Origin of the sequence: Methanococcoides sp. (assembly GCF_030594565.1) — an archaeon.
GTDB lineage: Archaea > Halobacteriota > Methanosarcinia > Methanosarcinales > Methanosarcinaceae > Methanococcoides > Methanococcoides seepicolus.
This window is the reverse complement of the sequence record NZ_JAUVEY010000026.1, coordinates 1-17,526: the sequence shown is the minus strand read 5'-3', so window position 1 is coordinate 17,526 and position 17,526 is coordinate 1. Positions and strand designations below refer to the sequence as shown.

The 17,526-nt window shown below is 43.7% G+C and carries 16 protein-coding genes and 2 pseudogenes; 13 read left to right on the top strand and 5 right to left on the bottom strand.

All coding sequences use genetic code 11. The annotated features are described in order from the left end of the window. The 9 genes and pseudogenes from QAS77_RS03770 to QAS77_RS03730 all read left to right on the top strand — a co-directional run. Positions 1-143, top strand: a pseudogene (locus QAS77_RS03770) (dimethylamine corrinoid protein 3); the annotation flags it as partial. A gap of 127 nt (positions 144-270) precedes the next feature. Further along, positions 271-1,335 carry a DMT family transporter gene (locus QAS77_RS03765; RefSeq protein WP_305064198.1) on the top strand — a complete coding sequence of 355 codons (1,065 nt, stop codon included), beginning with the start codon at positions 271-273 and terminating at the stop codon, positions 1,333-1,335. Position 1,336: 1 nt separating this feature from the next. After that, a complete protein-coding gene (locus QAS77_RS03760) occupies positions 1,337-1,630 on the top strand; it encodes a hypothetical protein (protein ID WP_305064197.1) in 294 nt (97 codons plus the stop codon). A gap of 12 nt (positions 1,631-1,642) precedes the next feature. Further along, the gene (locus QAS77_RS03755; protein WP_305064196.1) at positions 1,643-1,801 is read left to right on the top strand and encodes a hypothetical protein; all 159 of its coding nucleotides are present in this window, start codon (positions 1,643-1,645) and stop codon (positions 1,799-1,801) included. A gap of 125 nt (positions 1,802-1,926) precedes the next feature. Next, entirely contained in the window at positions 1,927-2,595 is a 669-nt protein-coding gene (mtbC, locus tag QAS77_RS03750; RefSeq protein ID WP_331522104.1) for a dimethylamine corrinoid protein MtbC, read from the top strand. Between the two features lie 22 nt (positions 2,596-2,617). Beyond that, positions 2,618-4,021 (top strand): annotated as a pseudogene (gene mtbB / locus QAS77_RS03745) ([dimethylamine--corrinoid protein] Co-methyltransferase). 187 nt (positions 4,022-4,208) lie between these two features. Then, complete coding sequence (locus QAS77_RS03740) at positions 4,209-6,041, top strand: cation:proton antiporter domain-containing protein (RefSeq protein WP_250867366.1); 1,833 nt, start codon at positions 4,209-4,211, stop codon at positions 6,039-6,041. Between the two features lie 110 nt (positions 6,042-6,151). Then, complete coding sequence (locus QAS77_RS03735) at positions 6,152-7,432, top strand: replication protein A (protein WP_305064195.1); 1,281 nt, start codon at positions 6,152-6,154, stop codon at positions 7,430-7,432. Continuing rightward, positions 7,433-7,999, top strand: a complete 567-nt coding sequence (locus QAS77_RS03730; protein WP_305064194.1) for an RPA family protein — start codon at positions 7,433-7,435, stop codon at positions 7,997-7,999. Positions 8,000-8,207: 208 nt separating this feature from the next. On the opposite strand, the gene QAS77_RS03725 is transcribed toward QAS77_RS03730, so the two are convergent. The 3 genes from QAS77_RS03725 to QAS77_RS03715 are packed head-to-tail and all read right to left on the bottom strand — an operon-like array spanning position 8,208 to position 10,064. Next, positions 8,208-8,738, bottom strand: a complete 531-nt coding sequence (locus tag QAS77_RS03725) for a metallophosphoesterase family protein (protein WP_305064193.1) — start codon at positions 8,736-8,738, stop codon at positions 8,208-8,210. A 31-nt stretch (positions 8,739-8,769) separates the two neighbouring features. Then, positions 8,770-9,558: a DUF7839 domain-containing protein gene (locus tag QAS77_RS03720; RefSeq protein ID WP_305064192.1), complete on the bottom strand. Its 789-nt coding sequence runs from the start codon at positions 9,556-9,558 to the stop codon at positions 8,770-8,772. Beyond that, positions 9,555-10,064, bottom strand: coding sequence for an ArsR family transcriptional regulator (locus QAS77_RS03715; protein WP_305064191.1), 510 nt, complete (start codon positions 10,062-10,064; stop codon positions 9,555-9,557). Before QAS77_RS03715 ends, QAS77_RS03720 begins: the two co-directional genes overlap by 4 nt. A 241-nt stretch (positions 10,065-10,305) precedes the next feature. Here QAS77_RS03715 and QAS77_RS03710 point away from each other — a divergent pair, with 241 nt between their 5' ends. Continuing rightward, positions 10,306-10,914 (top strand): hypothetical protein, encoded by a 609-nt coding sequence (locus QAS77_RS03710; protein WP_305064190.1) that lies wholly within the window; start codon positions 10,306-10,308, stop codon positions 10,912-10,914. A 47-nt stretch (positions 10,915-10,961) separates the two neighbouring features. Here QAS77_RS03710 and leuS read toward each other — a convergent pair whose 3' ends face one another. After that, positions 10,962-13,850, bottom strand: a complete 2,889-nt coding sequence (leuS, locus tag QAS77_RS03705) for a leucine--tRNA ligase (RefSeq protein ID WP_305064189.1) — start codon at positions 13,848-13,850, stop codon at positions 10,962-10,964. Positions 13,851-14,108: 258 nt separating this feature from the next. Between leuS and cgi121 the strand changes: the two genes are divergently transcribed. The 3 genes from cgi121 to QAS77_RS03690 all read left to right on the top strand — a co-directional run bounded on the left by cgi121 (position 14,109) and on the right by QAS77_RS03690 (position 17,123). After that, positions 14,109-14,618, top strand: a complete 510-nt coding sequence (gene cgi121, locus QAS77_RS03700) for a KEOPS complex subunit Cgi121 (RefSeq protein WP_270096193.1) — start codon at positions 14,109-14,111, stop codon at positions 14,616-14,618. A 111-nt stretch (positions 14,619-14,729) separates the two neighbouring features. After that, positions 14,730-15,818 carry a class II fructose-bisphosphatase gene (gene glpX / locus QAS77_RS03695; RefSeq protein ID WP_305064188.1) on the top strand — a complete coding sequence of 363 codons (1,089 nt, stop codon included), beginning with the start codon at positions 14,730-14,732 and terminating at the stop codon, positions 15,816-15,818. Positions 15,819-15,830: 12 nt separating this feature from the next. Then, positions 15,831-17,123 carry a tRNA (N(6)-L-threonylcarbamoyladenosine(37)-C(2))-methylthiotransferase gene (locus tag QAS77_RS03690; protein ID WP_305064187.1) on the top strand — a complete coding sequence of 431 codons (1,293 nt, stop codon included), beginning with the start codon at positions 15,831-15,833 and terminating at the stop codon, positions 17,121-17,123. Between the two features lie 10 nt (positions 17,124-17,133). Here the strand turns inward: QAS77_RS03690 and QAS77_RS03685 are convergent. After that, positions 17,134-17,526, bottom strand: a 393-nt coding sequence (locus tag QAS77_RS03685; RefSeq protein ID WP_305064186.1) for a CBS domain-containing protein, incomplete at its 5' end; no start/stop codon positions are given.

Sequence of the window (17,526 nt, the reverse complement as noted above, 5' to 3'; positions counted from 1 at the left end):
AGGAAGCTGGAATCCGTGACACTGTCATGACCATGGTCGGTGGCGCACCTGTCACACAGGACTGGGCAGACAAGATCGGCTCAGACATCTATGCTGAGAACGCAACTGACGCAGTCGTCAAATGTAACGCAGCAGCTGAGTAAATTGACTCTATGAGAAGATGAGGGGTTCGCTCGGACTCCTTTTTCTTTTCTTTAGAATTTATTATCTATAATTATATATACTTGTACGAATTATTATTATTATTATTATAGAGTTGGAGGAGTCACTTTGGACATAAGAGAATTGAAGAAATTGGAAAATAAACGTAAAATGAACAAGGGCTACATGTGGGCTTTGTTCTGTGCATTATTATGGGGTATCTGGTATATTCCTGGAACAATTATCTGGGCAGTACCTCCATTTGATGCAATGTGGATCAATATTGCAGATCCAACTGGTGCAGGAACATACGAAAGTGCAACAGCTGCAACACTTGTGGTCGCTGTTCTAATTTCTGCGTTCAACGCGCTAACTGTTATTATTGCACTATTGGTATGGAACGGTGCGCTTGGTAAGTTAGGAGAAATGAAGAGAACATTGAAGGCATTCCACCCATGCAGTAAATGGTTCTTCCTTGCATCTATCTTTGGTGGACCTATCGCTATCCTTGGTTCATTCATTGCTATTGGATTCGTTGGTGCCGGTTTCGCAGCAGTTGCTGCTTTGCTCTATCCTGTGATCGGTTCAGTTTTAGCCTATTACTGGTATGGTGAAAAGATCAGTAAACGTGCAGCTCTTGGTATCTTTGTCATCATCGCTGGTGGTCTCACTATCTTCGTTGGTGGAGCTCTCGCTGAGATAGCCGCTGGTGATATTGCATGGATTGGATATGTTGGTGGATTAATGGCTGCATTAGGTTGGGGTATTGAAGGCGCTATCGCTGGAAAGGGTCTCGATATTGCAGAGCCTGATGTTGGTATTGCAATTCGTTTCATTGGTGAGAACATCCTCTGGTGGATCGTCATTGTACCAGTAGTCGCATTGGCTGGATATCCAGTCTTGAAGTATGCTATCCTGGCATTCAACCCACTATCAATCATGGTCCTTGCATTCGCAGGTATCACATTTGGTTTCTGCTATGTCTGCTGGTATAAATCATTCCCACTTATCGGTGTTGGAAGAGGTCAGGGTATAGGAAACCTTTACGGTCTTTGTGCTGTGATCTTCATGTACCTTTTCCTTGCACAGGTGCCAGCATGGACAGTACTTGTCGGTGGTGCACTTTGTGTTCTCGGTAGCTTTGTAATGATCACCGAAGAAACAGGTGAGATGGAATCTCTGAGAGGTGAGTGATATGACAGGAGATATTCCTATTAAGTTTAGACTACTCGAGTTATTCTCTGATGAGAAAGAACACTGGAACTACGAGATCGTCGGACAGATACAGAAAGAATACGGAATGGACAGCAATTTCGGTAGGGACTCGATCAATTTCGATATCCTCGAGTTAGCTTCAGGCGGTATGCTCAGGTCAGTGGAATCAAAAGTAGATGAAGATGGTGTGTATAAGAAAGGTTTCCTTTTGCACAAATACGTCATCACAGATTTCGGAAAGGCCCGTGCAGCAGATACATGCCTTAACTTATAAGGAGGTTTGAATATGGGAGTAATGAACGACTATATGGTTGGCTACTACGGTGAAGGCTTTGATATGTCCACTGCCGTTTTTCCAGCAGCAGAATACACTTGGATGATCGCGATCATCGTCATTTCTTTGATCGCACTGTGGCAGGCAAGGACATTCGTGTCCCAATTCTAAAGGCCTAAAACACAAAATATATATGTGTAGTTGGACTTTTGGGTAAACGATGGGGTATATGCCTCAGCGCATCCACCCCAACTACACTTTCAATTTTCTATAAGTCCCTTTGGGATTGTCATAGAATTGTTTTCAAAGGAGGTTTTAAAACGACAAACGAAGAATTATTTAAAACACTATCCGATGCGGTAGTAAGTTGCAAGAAAGATGATGTAATCGCTGCAGTAGAGAAGGCAAAGGGCCAGGCTCCAGCAGTAGAACTTATCGACAACGGTCTCGCAGCAGGTATGAACGAAGTTGGCGTACTCTTCGAGAGAGGAAAGCTTTTCCTTCCACACGTCATGATGGCAGCAGACGCAATGTCCGCTGGTGTTGAAATGCTCCAGGACGAGCTTGCAACCGGCGAAGGCGCATCCACTAAGCTCGGTGTTATCGTAAACGGTACCGTCGAGGGTGACGTTCACGACATCGGTAAGGCAATCGTATCAACAATGCTTCAGGCAGCAGGCTTTGAAGTCCACGACATTGGCAGAGATGTTCCTGTACAGAACTTCATTGATAAGATCAAGGAAACCAACGCTGACATGGTCGGTCTTTCCGCACTTATGACAACAACCCTTCAGGGCCAGAAAGAAGTCATCGAGCTTCTCAAAGAGAACGGCATGAGGGACAGCATCAAGGTCATGGTCGGTGGCGCACCAGCAACAGACGCATGGGCAAAGAAATGTGGCGCAGACTGCTATGCAGAAAATGCAAGTGAAGCTGTAGCAAAAGCAAAAGAGCTTCTTTTATAATCACAAATTTTAAGGTGTAAACATGGCAACAGAATATTTCTTAAGAATGGGTGACGGTCAGAAGATCTTCATGACCAAGGAAGACATACTGGCTGACATCGAAGCAGGTTGTGCTGACGCAGCAGACCTCGGTGACATTCCAGCACTTTCCGAAGATGAAATGGATCATATGCTTGACATCATCACTTCACCTGGCAGGATCGTCGGTGTAGAGCCAGGACTTGAAGTTCCGGTAACACACGACATTGGTGCTATCAGGATCGATGGTGACCAGGGTAACAGTGGTGTAGGTATTCCTGCAAGCAGACTCGTTGGTTCAATGGTCCACGAGCGTGCATTTGGCGCAGACACAATGGAGCTCGGTCACATCGACTACAGCTTCAAGCCAGTCAAGCCAGTTATCTCCCAGGAACAGCAGACAATGGAAGTTTGCCAGCAGAACATGGTTATTCCTATGCTCTACGGTGCAATGCCAAACATGGGTCTGTACTACACTCCTGATGGTCCTTTCGAGAACCCAGGCGACCTTATGAAAGCTTTCAAGATATCTGAAGCTCAGGACTCTATCCAGCACGCTGGTGACCACGGAATACGTGACATGGTCTGGATCATGCAGAAGCTCCAGAAGGTTGGCTCTGACGGTGTTAACTTCGATACCATCGGCGCAGCTGGCGACGGTGACATGTACGCATCACTTAATGCTATTGAGCAACTCCGAAAAGAGTTCCCTAACATGTACATCAATGCAGGTATGGCAGGAGAACTCGTTCTTGGTATGCACGGTGACCTTGAGTACGATGGTACAAGACTTGCAGGTCTCTGGCCACACGAGCAGGTATTACTTGCTGAGAAGGCAGGAGCTAACACCTTCGGTCCTGTATGTAACACAAACACCAGCAAGACTTCCGCATGGAACATGGGTCGTTCAGTAACATTCACGAAGGCAGCTGTCGAAGCATCCTCTATTCCATGTCACGCAGATATGGGTATGGGTGTCGGCGGTATTCCAATGCTTGAGACCCCTCCAATAGATGCAGTAACAAGGGCAAGCAAGGCAATTGTCGAGATCGCAGGCGTAGATGGAATATAGATCGGTGTTGGCGACCCACTCGGTATGCCAATCGCACACATCATGGCTTCCGGTATGACCGGTATGAGAGCAGCTGGTGACCTTGTTGCAAGGATGCAGTTCTCAAAGAACATGAGACTTGGAGAAGCAAAGGACTTCGTAGCAAAGAAGCTCGGTGTCTCAAATGCAGACCTTTCCGACGAGTTCGTCATGAGAGAGATCAGAGAAGAGCTCGACATCGGTGTAATCACCTCTGTGCCAGGTTGCGCAAAGGGTATTGCAGCTAAGATGAACATCGAGAAACTCCTCGATATCGAAATCAACTGCTGTGAAACTTTCAGAAACACAATCGCATAATTTCAATAAAGTAGATGGGGTTCTTCCCTGTCTTCTTTTTATCTTTTCTTTTTTTAGTGATCTTTCAAAATCATTTGGTTTCAACACCATTATATTAGTCGTTTTTGAAAACAACTTTATATTTTAATTGCATTATCTCTATTAACATTACTCAGGCAGATGCCTAAATGCTTTCTGGAGTTTTAAAGTGGAATCCATATATCTGTTACAGATCGCGCTTGCGGTATTGGTCATGAGCCTTCTGGCACAAAGTCTGAGCAGGCTCTTCAAAATGCCCGTCCTTATTTTTCTGCTTGCAGAAGGTATCATTGCAGGACCTGAAATACTTGGACTTCTGGACCCTTCTCTTCTTGGAGAAGGTCTTACAGCAATAGTCTCTTTGTGCGTTGCAGTGATAGTATTTGATGGTGGGCTTCATATTGATGTGAAGTCGATAAGGGCCATACAAAAAGGTGTGCTCAGGCTTGTGACCATTGGGGTCATTATTACATTCGTCTGTGCAACATTTCTAAGCTATGCAATAGTTGGTATCCCATTGGAAATAGCTGCTGTTTTCGGAGCATTGGTAACTGCAACAGGTCCTACGGTGATCACTCCTGTTGTGAGGCAGGTCCGGGTAAGTCATAAGGTCAGCAAAACCCTAGAGCTTGAAGGTGTCCTTAACGATGCCGCCTGTGTTATACTTGCAGCACTTGTTTTTGAGGTCGTAGTTTCCCAGTTATCAGGTTTTGAAGTTGCCAGCTTTATTCTTTACAGAGCTCTCATTGGTCTGTTAATGGGTTCACTGGGAGGTTTCTTATTATCAAAGTTCCTCTCAAAAGCCGTTATCTCCGAGCAAATGGTGAAATTTTTGACCTTAACTTCAGTTATTGCTATTTTTGTAGTCTCTGAGTCATTGGGTGCAGAATCCGGGATCCTTGCAATGGCAGTGTTTGGAATAATTATGGGTACCTCAGATGTACCTTACAAGAATGTTTTAAAAGAGTTCAAAGGGGATCTCGTTATGATGATGCTCTCTCTTATCTTTATTCTTCTTGCTGCAATGCTCAGGTTCGAAGATATTTTCAGGATCGGTCTTCTTGGAATTACTGTTGTATTCTTATTGATGTTCTTTGTTCGTCCTCTTTCCGTTTTTGCAAGTATGGTGGGGACAGCGTTCAATACTAAGGAAAAGCTATTTATCTCGTTTGTTGGTCCTCGCGGAGTCGTACCCGCATCAATTGCAACTTATTTTGCGATAAAACTGAATGGTTTAAATTTTGAAGGTGGGCAAGAGCTTGTAGGTCTGGTATTTTTAACTGTTATCATTACTGTATTAATGACAGGTTTCCTGTCGAAATATGTAGCTAAGTTTTTAGGAGTGATACCCATGGAGATCCTTATAGTAGGCGGAGGAGAAGTCGGCAGAATACTTGCGGAGAGATTTGAAAAAAGAGGTGAAAATGTAGTTGTTGTTGAATCATCCGATGAGCACTGTCAACGCCTTATGAAATCTGGAATTCGTGTCGTACATGGCGATGCGGAAGATGTGAATGTCCTCAAAAAAGCCGGTATTGAAAATGCAAAATATGTCGTTGCAAGTACTGATCAGGATAATACCAATCTTCTGGTATGCCAGATCGCAAAGACAAAGTTCGGTTTCAAGGAAGATCAGATAGTTGCAAGGGTAAACAATATGGAAAACCTACATGCATTTTGGGACCTTGAGATACGCGCAATGAGCCCTGCCATGAGTACTGCTCTTTTCCTCGATAATATGGTTGGTAGGCCTCACATGTTCTCCATGTGCGAAGTAGGTGAAGGTGGGGATATACTCGAGATCAAGGTCACAAATCCAAAGGTTGCCGGAAAATCCATCAAAGAGTTGTCGCTTCCTGAGGACAGTCTTCTGCTAATGGTGAGGAGGGGTAATCAATCGTTCATTGCAAACGGTAACCTCGTACTTGAATTCGATGATGTGGTAACTGTCATTGGGGAAGGGGATGCAGCAAAGGTTGTTGCAGACCTTTTGGGTAGGTAATTTCAGTTTTTCAATTACTTTCACCCCGCTTACTTTAATTACTTATACTTAAGTGATGTAAGTTAATTTGCCTCTCTATCAGGAACAAACATGAGGCTTGAGGAAATAATATGGATAAAACAGCAGAGAATATAAAATCAAAATTTTTGGAACTTGGTGTGGATATACCAATTGAGGACATTGTAGATCGTCTTGATAAATTGGTGACAAAATTCAAAGTTCCTCTTGATGAAGCTCGCAGAAGTGTCATTACGTATTTCTTAAAGGAAAATGATCTCGACAGAAATGCTTTTTTTGGTGGTCAGTCAACAACACCTGACTCGAGGTCAACACCCGATGTTAAGCTCAATGGGATTGATGAAGGTGGAAAATGGGTGAACATCAAGGCAAAGGTCTTACAATTATGGGACAGTTCCCATGAATCTGTTTCACAGGTAGGCATCATCGGTGATGAAACCGCTACAATAAAGTTCATCAAATGGTCACGTGACACTATCCCTGATGTTGAAGAGGGAAAAAGCTACTATTTCAAGAACGTTGTTAGCAATGAATGGAATGGAAGGTTTGAAGTAACTCTTAATAAGAACACTGTGGTAGAAGAAATCGATGAGGACATTGAGGTCATTTCATCTCCGATGGCAGGAGCCGGGGATGGGCAACCTGCACCAATGGTAAATGTTGCTGATATTGCAGAAGATGGAAAATGGGTATCTATTAAAGCAAAGGTCTTTCAGTTATGGGACAATTCCCACGAATCTATATCCCAGGTCGGATTGGCCGGAGATAGCACCGGTACTATCAAATTCATCAAATGGACAAGTGCAGATCTGTTAGATCTCACTGAGGGGAAAAGTTATCTTTTCAATAATGTCGTTGCACAGGAATGGAATGACAAGTTCGAGATAACTCTTAACAAGAACAGTTCTATAGAAGAACTTGATGAAGACATAGAGATCGCTTCTACTTCCATAATCTTTGCTGGTGCAATGGTGGATGTACAGTCAGGTTCAGGATTGATTAAACGTTGTCCTGAGTGTAAAAGAGCACTAACGAAAGGTGCCTGCATGGAGCATGGAAAAGTAGATGGTACTTATGATCTTCGTATCAAGGCAGTTCTTGATGATGGTAACACTGCGCAGGAATCCATTCTTAAAAGAGAACTTGCTGAACAGATAAGTGGTATAACTCTGGATGATGCAATTTCCATGGCTGCTGATGCACTTGATCAGGGTGTTGTCCTTGATCAGATGAGGCTAAAATTACTTGGAAAATATTTCACTGTGACTGGCTCTAAAGTCGATCGATACATTCTTGTAGATTCAATTGAACCGCAGGATGGGATGGATATGGAAATGCTTGATGAACTAATCGCAGATGCGGAGATGATCTAAATGGCTGGATACGTTAGGGAAGTTTCAAGGCGCGTTTTTGCACAGGAGTTCAGAGAATCCAATCTGACCTTCAAGGATGGGGATGACCAGTATTCTCCACAATATCTGCTGACACCTACCGGTGCAAAGGTAAATCGCCTTTTCATTGTAGGTACTCTCATAGAAAAAGAGGATATAGGTACGGATTCCGAGTATTGGAGAGGTCGCGTGTCCGATCCAACTGGTTCTTTCATGATCTATGCAGGTCAGTACCAGCCGGAAGCTGCTCAGGCTCTTGCAGAATGTGAAACTCCTGCTTTTGTAGCGATCGTAGGTAAGCCAAGCACTTATACAAATGCTGAGGGCACGGTCTTTACATCAGTAAGACCTGAATCGATCTCAATTGTCGATGTTACCACACGTGATCTTTGGGTTGCGGATACAGCAAGGCGAACTCTTGAGCGTGTCAAGGACCTTGATAATATGGATTCCAATGTTGTCAAAGCAAAAGAGCACTACAATACTGATAAAGACCATTATTCATCAATGGTCAGGGAAGCTTTGAGGTCATTGAAAGAAGATCTCTGATATTTAAACAACTGCACATTTTGTGCAGTTCTCCTATTTTTGATATGTTTCGGCAATTTAAGTTATCAGCCCTTTGAAGTTAAAAGATGCCTTATGCCAATAAGTTTCTGAAATTTGGCGATAATGTGAACTCAAGTATTTTAGCTGGTAATGTTCAAAATAGAAATATAAAAGGTAATGAAGGATAAAGCCTCGTAAATTGTAGCTTTTATCTCTCGTTCTCCAGATCTCGTGAAAAATCGATGGATCCGCATGTTTTTCCTTCTACCTCAACTATCCTTGGCAATATTTTTCCATCCTTAATATCTATCAATACTACAGATGGGTCCGATTGACGTGGTTTTGTAGGTGAACCCGGGCATATCAGTATCACATCACTTTTTTCTATCAATGGCCTGTGGATGTGTCCGAATATAAGGACATCAACCCCCATCTCAAGGGCCAGATAACGCAAAGCGGTCGTATCCATAATGGACAGCGAGCCTTCATGAACTATCCCTATCTTAACTCCCTCTGTTTCAAAAACAAGTCTCTCAGGTAATAATTGTTTTAATTCGGAATCATCTGAATTTCCATGTACTGCCTTAAGTTTGCCTGTGGCTGCAAATGTATTATAGCATTCAGTTGATGTAAAATCCCCGGCATGGACGATTATATCGCATTCATCGAGCAATCCCCTGAAAGTGGGGGGTATCTCTCCTTCCTTGAGATGTGTATCAGAAATAGCAAGTATTTTCATAGTTATCCCTTCATAAAATATCAGCTTTTCCTCACTGAACAGTGAGGTCTACAAGCTCATATTCCAGATTTTCAATTTCCAGCCTGCTCATGATCTGTGGTACTTCCTCATCAATTGCAAGCACGAGGGATGATAATCCGTGGAATGCAGCTTCGACAATTGATTCCTTGGCCCCATACATCACATCTGGTTCCTTGTTTATCTTTTTCAATGCCACAAGGGATTCAACACCAATGACTGCAATGAATGATTTTGAACTGGCAAGTTTTTCCAGCCTTTCAAGATCTACATTTCTTGATCCGCCACGTTCGCTTCGTGGTATCTTGCATACGGTGATGCTTGCCGTTTCAAGTTCGATCATTCCCAGAAGGTTCGTAACCCCTACATCATCCCCTTTTTCAACAGAAGATATGGTGATGCCGGTTGCACTCGTTATATTCGTTTTGCTGACGTAAAGTAAACCCTTTCGCATCTGAAGATATACGTCATCCCCCTTTTCAAGATCTTCATCTGCAATAGCTGTCCATGTGGAAACATGACTAATGATGTCGCTCATGACAAAATTAGCATAGCGTTTCATGTCCGCAGCGCCCTCCAGGACCCATTCAACACCTTTTTTAGTGATCCTGTAACGTACACGACCATCAGAAAAGATAAATCCTTCAGCGGTAAGTTCTTTTATATATTCAGAAACTGCCTGGGGAGTAACACCGATCTTTTCTGCGATCTCCTTCTGGCGAACATTTGGCTGATGTGCAGCAACTTCTGTAAGTATCTGAAATTTGGTGATACCGCTTTTACTTTGAAGAATATCTATCATTCATTTTCCTCACTCATCTTGAGCCTTTGTCCCATGACCGAAAGCTTTGATGATCTTCTGGCCAGAGAACGAATGTACAATGGATTTTTGTTCATAGCACGCGTCAGACTGCTCATGGAATGATTTCCTTTCTCCACCAGTTCTTCAAGTTCGGTTATGAGGTCACTTATCTCTTCATATTTATTGAAAGTAAGTATTATTATATCGCTCAGATCTTCAAAAGAACACTGGAAGTTCGATTGAACTTTAGAATAAGATGAATGGTATTCCTTTTCGGGCTTTTTACCGGGTTCCGGCATATGCCACTGACTTTCAAGAAGTCCACATTTTTTCAGTATGCTAATGCTTTCTGTTGCATCAAATCCCATTTTCTCTTCTATGTCTCCTTTTGTCAACCACTCGTCTAAAAGGAGATTGAACACCTGTTTATGTTCTTTTGACTGAAAAGTCTGGAGCAGGGGAACCAGTTCTGAGGGGTCATTTATAATTCGAGTCCTTTTCGGCATTATTAGAAACCTCTTTTAAGGTAAGTTTTGGGGGGTTCGCAGATTTTTCCGGGTAAAATCCACTTTTTTATTCACTACGCTTACTCCCATATGCAACTTTAACTAAATAAAGGTGTTGTGGGTGTATGGCTTTATTGCGCAGATTCTAGTGTCTTATGCTCTTCTTTTTTATGATAAAAATCATCATCTTTAATTGACCGATACATTTATCCAAGTTTGTTATCAATACTGATTAGGAAGCATGGCTGAAGATCTATATACGAAAATTTATAAGATACTTGATAAAAAGCAATTATCCATAAGTGGTATAAGCAGGGAGCTCAAAGCAGAAGGTTTTGAAGAACACCGGCTTATCATCACAGGCTATCTTCGCGCATTGCGTGATATGGATAAATTAAAGGAAGTTGAAATCCCTCCCTCCAAGATATATGTATGTGTGGAGGGTGGGGATGCATCCGAAAGTGAGCTATATTCTGTAATGGCCAAACATTTTCAATCCCTTGAACCGGATATTCGTTTTCCTGTGGCTGTTCACATTGCCACTTCCATCTTTGAAAGACCTGTTTTCAAAGAAGAACTGAAATTAATGGGTATTAATGAATCCCACATCAGGAACTATCGCCGTTCTCTCATTACGGTCGGGGACCTGGCGGGTAAAGACCTGAAAGAATTGAGACGATCCATTAATCGTATCGAAATTCCTGATTCGGACCCGGCATATAATATCGCAGTTGATCCCACATCAGCTGAAGTACTGATTATTGCGAACACTGTTCTTATTGCCTTGGTCAAAGAGATGTCCGACCTTAGTGGTCTTGTGCCAAAGACAAAACAGGTAACTCTGATCTAAGACTAAGGTCATAAAAAAAGGGTGGTGAAGGGATGTTCCCCTCCACATCATTCAAGATAGATAGCTGGTCTGAGTGGATATGCGAACCTTGCCTTATTTTCGGGGTCATACTCTGCATTATCTGCTGAATATATCTCCACAGGACATCCAAGCTCGTTCTTGAAGAATTCCAGATTTTCCTCAAGTGCGATCTTCTCATCAAGATCGAAGTTCGAAAGGGTATCGAACTTTTCCTCGTTCATGGCCGTTATGTCCGAAACGACCTTCTGCGCAAACTTAGGAACTTCCTTTCCATGGCTCCTCATCTCTGGATCGCTCATAAGATCCTTTATAAGTATACCAGGATTCAGGCTTCCTTCCTTTTGCATTGAAAGGGCCTTCTTGAATGTCTCCATCTTCCATTCAGGTGAAGTGTACAATATGGCCTTCTTTGGTGTGAGCTTTGTAACTTTTATGATCTCATCCACATCTGCAAGGGTACCGCTGATAAGCTCCTCTGTAAATTCTGCCTGAGTGTCCACGAGACTCTCATCATATTGCGGATAGTCTGCCAATGAAATAAGATTATTGTCTGAATGGCCTATTGCCTCCCATATCTCTTCACAGATATGCGGGGTGAATGGCGCCATGAGTCTTATCCAGACATCCAGTACCTCACAAAGAAGAGCGCTTCCACCACGCTTCTGATACCATCTTATATCATTGAACAGCAGGAAATATGCATTCTGCAATGCATTTCGGGTTCTGATCGTATCAAGGGCTTCATTTGTTTCAAGTATGCGCTGCTGCAATCTGCTGAGTATCCATCTGTCGATGCCTTTCAGGTTCTCCACATTGCAGGTTGGTACTCCGGACCCTATGATATCCTTTGAAAAATTATAGAACCTTTCTATCTGCTTTCTGGCAGTTTCAATTCCATAGTTCTTCCAGTCAGCATCCTGCATCTGTTCCGCACTGGAAAGAATGTACATCCTGGAAATATCCGCACCAAAATTTTTGATGGCATCATTAAGTGTAAGAAGGGGGCCCTTTGATTTGCTCATCTTCTTTCCTTCAAGTGACACAAAACCATTGATGGCTATTGCACGTGGCCATTTATCCTCATCGAAGATAGCTACGTGGTGGAACAGGAAGAACAACAGGTGGTTCGGTATCAGGTCCTTTCCTGAAGATCTCAGGTCAACAGGGTACCAGTATTCGAAGTCGTTGCTTATCTGTTCGATGATATCTGCATCGATACCGCTCTTTTCAGCAGCAGTCTCCAATGAACATTTTTTAAGGAGCACATGGTCGAACAGTTCCGGCACTAGCTGCTCTGTCTCAATTCCCATTGCAATGAACTTCGCAACGATGTAATATGACATGTAGATCGTGGAATCCCCAAGGGACTCAATAAGCCACTGGTTATCAAAGGGCAGAAGTGTTCCAAGCCCTTTCTTCCTCGCACATGCCTTGTCCTTGAGCCAGTCCACTTTGTTGTTGAACTCGACCCTGAGGTCTTCAGGGATGATGTCCATGTTCTCGATACAGTGGTAAACCTTTTCCTTCCATTCAGGGTTAGAATAGTTGAGGAACCATTGTCCTTTGACCATATTGACGACACATGGTGTTCCGCAACGGCAGACGACCGGTTCACTGAACTCGTAGAATACTTCGCCGATCCCCATTTCAATGAGGTCCCGTGTAAGAACATCCTTGATCTTGGAAACAGCCATTCCGGAATACTTGCCCGTATTCTCTTTAAGCACACCACCATGGAATTCGCGGCGATAGACGATCTTTGTCGCCTCTTCTGCCTTGGGGTCGTCCTGGTCCTTTACCTCGAACTGTTCCACAGCCTCTATCGCAGGGAATTCCCCGAATTCTTTCACTTTGATCAATGAAATGAACTTGAGTTCCCGCAGGTCTTCAATGATCCCATATTCGCTGAGGTCCTTGTCATAGAGGTCTCTCAAAGCAAGATAATCGTATGGTGCATGTGAAGGCACGCTCATTACGATACCGCTTCCGTTCTCTCCCTTAACAAAGGATGCAGGCAAGGTAATGACCTGTGCGTCGTTCAGGGGGTTAGTGACCTTGATGCCTATCAATGACCTGGCATCGATATCCTCGATGAACTCTACCTCTCTGTCCGTGAAAGTAAGTTTACGATATGCTTCCTTGCTTACGACCCATACCTCTTCCCTGCCTTCAAAGGTCACTTTTATCTTAACATGCTCCAGATTTGGATTGATCCACAGATTTGTCACACCGAAGACCGTTTCAGGTCTTAATGTGGCACATGGGATAATCATGCCATCATACTTGAATTTGACAAGAGTGTAATCTATGATCGTAGCTTCTTCTCCGTGGAGGATATCATGATCTTCCACAGGATTATCGTCATTAGGGCACCATTTGACAGGATGTGAACCCTTGACGATGAGGTCCTTTTCATAAAGCAGATTGAACTGCCATTCGATGAACTTCTTATAATTTGGATCGGTGGTCGTGAACTTACGTCTCCAGTCGATGGAATATCCAATGGAGCGCATGGACCTTTCAGCTTCCACACTGAAATAATCCACTATTTTTTCAGGAGTGTCCATGCCCTTGAGCGTTTCCATTGGTATCCCGTGGAACTCGGTATACACTTTCATCGTCTCTGGATCTCGATTCTGTATGAGCTCTGCAAGCCCGACTATCGGTGTTCCGGTCACATGGAATCCCATTGGATAGAGGACATTGTTGCCCATCATCCTCTTGTACCTTGCAACGACATCACCGATGGTGAATGTCCTTGTATGCCCGGCATGGAGATTTCCGTTCAGGTAAGGGTATGGGATAGTTATGAAATACTTGTCGCGGTCATCGGCTTCAGCTTCAAAGACCTTGCTCTCATCCCATTTTTGTTGCCATTTTTGTTCAATATTGCTTGAATTATAATCCTGTTGCATAAATAACACCGTTCCAACAAGTTCTTATCTTATTTCGAGAACACATCATGGATAGCTTCGATCTTGGTATCCGCGACTTTTGCTATGGAAAATTGTAGATATGATAATAGCTCTAGTTCTGATAAATTTAGTTATATTTCGTTTAATTAATGACAAACTAAATAAAAGAAGCGGAAAGAACGCTTCCCTTTGAGTATATATTGTTTTCTTTAGATGGTGACCGTCATACTTATTGAAGGGAAATCTAATCCACATATCATGGATATCCAGCTCATAGAAGGCTCTTTGGTCATAGATGAACTACAAAGGTTCTTGAAAGGTCTTTCTTCAATAGCATCCGAACATGATGTGATAATACAGGGAATGGATGCCGGCAAGATCGCTGGAAAAGCCCATATAGACCATGCAATTTCAAAAGCAATGAAAGCAATGGAGAATGGTACTAACATTGCAAAGGACCTTGGGGTGGAGATGATGCGTTATGCTTCCGGTAAAAGGCAGATCGGCGAGGCATTCTCCATTGGGCTTTCCGAAGGCAGGCTGGATGTCGTGTTCATTATAATGGGAGCTCCTGAGAATGTGGGCGAAGCCGCTAAAAAGGTCTCTTCACTGGTTGAGCCCTCGGATGTGCTCAAACATTCAGTATCCAAGAATGAAAAACTTATTTCCCAATTCTCTATAACGGACGCTGAAATTGAGGCGGTGGGAGAGGACCGGATACCTGAACTGGTTCTGGAAAGGGTTGCTCTTGTGGATGTTTTAAAATAAGTCGATTTCGACCCTATTTGTGCCAATGGTCATTCTTGATGAAAATTTAATGGAAAACATTAATAGTTTTGAAACATTAGTCAGCTACATACGTTTACCGGAGATGATATTTTGCCTCACCCAAAGACAGTAGAGAACATGATAAAATGTGCAGGTCCTATCGAATGTGCATTACTTCCAAGCCTTATCCACGTAACAGAAGCTGCAGCCATTGCTGCATCATATCAGATGGGGAAAGGCAACAAGAACTACGCAGATCAGGTTTCCGTAGAAGCCATGCGTAGGATGATGAACACCCTTGATTTCAAAGGTGTTATCAAGATCGGTGAAGGTGAGCGGGATGAAGCTCCTATGCTATTCATCGGTGAGGAAGTCGGTACAGGCAAAGGTGACATCGTAGTGGACATTGCAGTCGATCCCCTTGAGGGGACAAACCTGACCGCAGACGGTATCCCTGGTTCTATCTCCGTTATGGCAATGGCAGAGCCTGGTGGATTGTTCCACGGTCCTGATGTTTATATGGACAAGATCGTTGTCGGTCCTGATGTTGTCAGGTATGAAAAGGAACACCCTGATGAAAAGATCGATCTTGATGCACCTATCATAAAGAATCTTGAGATAGTTGCAAAGGCACTGGAAAGGGATATTGGGGAGATCGTGGTTGTCATTCTCGAAAGGGATAGGCACCTGAATATGATCGAGGAGATCCGTGCCACTGGTGCACGTGTAAACCTTGTTTCTGACGGTGATCTCATGCCAGGCGTTTCCACAGCTATACGTGGCTCGGGTATCCATGTCGTAATGGGCTCAGGCGGTTCAGGTGAGGCCGTGCTGACTGCGGCTGCGATCAAGATCCTTGGCGGCAAGGTCCTTGCAAGGCTCGTCCTTCCGACAGTTGCCAACGGTGGATCGGAAGAAGAGATGGCAGAAGAGAAAGCAGAGAAGATGCCTCGTCTCGCTACCATGGGTATCACAGAAGACAACATCAATAATATTCTTGACACTGACAAACTCGTTCCAGGCAAAGATTTCATATTTGCAGCATCCGGGGTCACAAGTGGTCAGTTCCTGAACCAGGTGAACCTTTTCGGTGGCGGAGATGCCAGGGTCCACAGTATTTGCATGGGTAGTTCCGGTGTTGTGAAACTGACCGATTCCATCTATATCGGCGACAAAGAACAGACACCTCTGCGTCTGTAATTGCTCATTGACATGAAAGCACACATCACAACCTATGGATGTTCGGCAAATCAGGCTTCATCCGAGATCATGATCGCATCGGTCAGAGATCTTGGGTATGAGCTTGTGGATGAGAAGGATGCCGAAGTAGTGGTCATTAACACATGTACTGTCAAGTATACAACCGAGCAGAAGATCCTTCACAAGATCGAGGACCTTGGGGCTAAGGGCATTGATTTGGTCGTCACCGGCTGCATGCCACAGGTACAGCTCGAAACGATACTTGAGAGGAATCCCGATGCCCATATTCTTGGTGTGAACTCCATTGCAAAGATAGGGCAGGTCCTGAGGTCCATTGAAAACTCCCGCAACGGCGGTTCACGCGAAAGGGTGGAACTGATATCCTCCGAGCCGGAAGGATTTCTCAAGACAGCTCATTCACGTTTTAATCCGAACATACACATCTGCCAGATATCTCAGGGATGCGATTATAGCTGTGCCTATTGCATCGTTACGATAGCCCGGGGCAAATTACGCTCTTTCGATGCCGACTCCATTGTTGAGGATATTCGTATGGCAGTGGATGAGGGATGTCGTGAGATATGGCTGACCTCACAGGATAACGGGCAGTATGGCACTGACAGGGATGTATTGCTTCCGGAGCTTTTAAGGCGTATCGTGGCGATCCCCGGGGATTTCAAGGTAAGGGTCGGCATGATGAACCCGTTCTCGGTAACTCCTATCCTTGATGAGCTTATTGATGCTTTCAAATCTGATAAGATATACAAGATAGTGCATCTTCCGATACAGTCAGCATCTGATTCTGTCCTTAAGAAGATGAACCGTTACCATTCCATAGAAGAGACCAACGCCATCATTTCCCGTTTAAAGGATGCTTTTCCGAATCTGACACTTTTTACTGATATCATTGTAGGATTTCCGGGTGAATCCGATGAAGATTTCAACATGACGCTGGAATGGGTGAAGACAATGAAACCTGACAAGGTGAACATTTCCCGTTATACTCCTCGCCCTCTTACAAAAGCACTTGAATATCGCAATCTGGATACTCGCATCGTTGTCGAACGTTCACATAAACTTCACAAACTATGTGATGCCATTAAATTGGATTCAAAGAAAAAGATGATCGGCTGGAAAGGGGAAGTTTTCATTTCAATGGATGCAAAGGTCAAAGGAGTAATGGCACGTACTGCATCATACAAACCGGTCGTTCTTCCTGAAGGCTCTGTATCTCCGGGAACTTCCTGTGATGTTGAAATTTATGATACGACTGCCGGATATTTCCTTGGTCGTGTTCTGGTATGATGTCGCTTCTTTATCTTTTTTGATCTTTTTCCTGAACACGAGTGACTATTTCCTTGTTGTAGGATTTGACGATATCACTTCTTGTAATGATGCCAAGAAGTCTTTTGTCATCATCTCTTGAGACAACAGGTAGTCTTCCAACGTCCCTCATCGCAAATCTTTTCAGGACAACATCCAGCGTTTCGTCAGGGTATGCTGCTATAACATCATGGGTTGCAATTTGGCTTATCTTAGTATCAAGCTCTCCATAATTGACCTTTTCTCTCATATCCTCGAGAGTTACTATCCCACATAACTTCTGATCGCTATCAAGGACCGGAAATCCTGCGTGCCGGCTTGACTGCATAAGGCCGAGCAGGTCCTTTGCGGTATCTTCCACGGATATCGTATGGACATTAGTTCG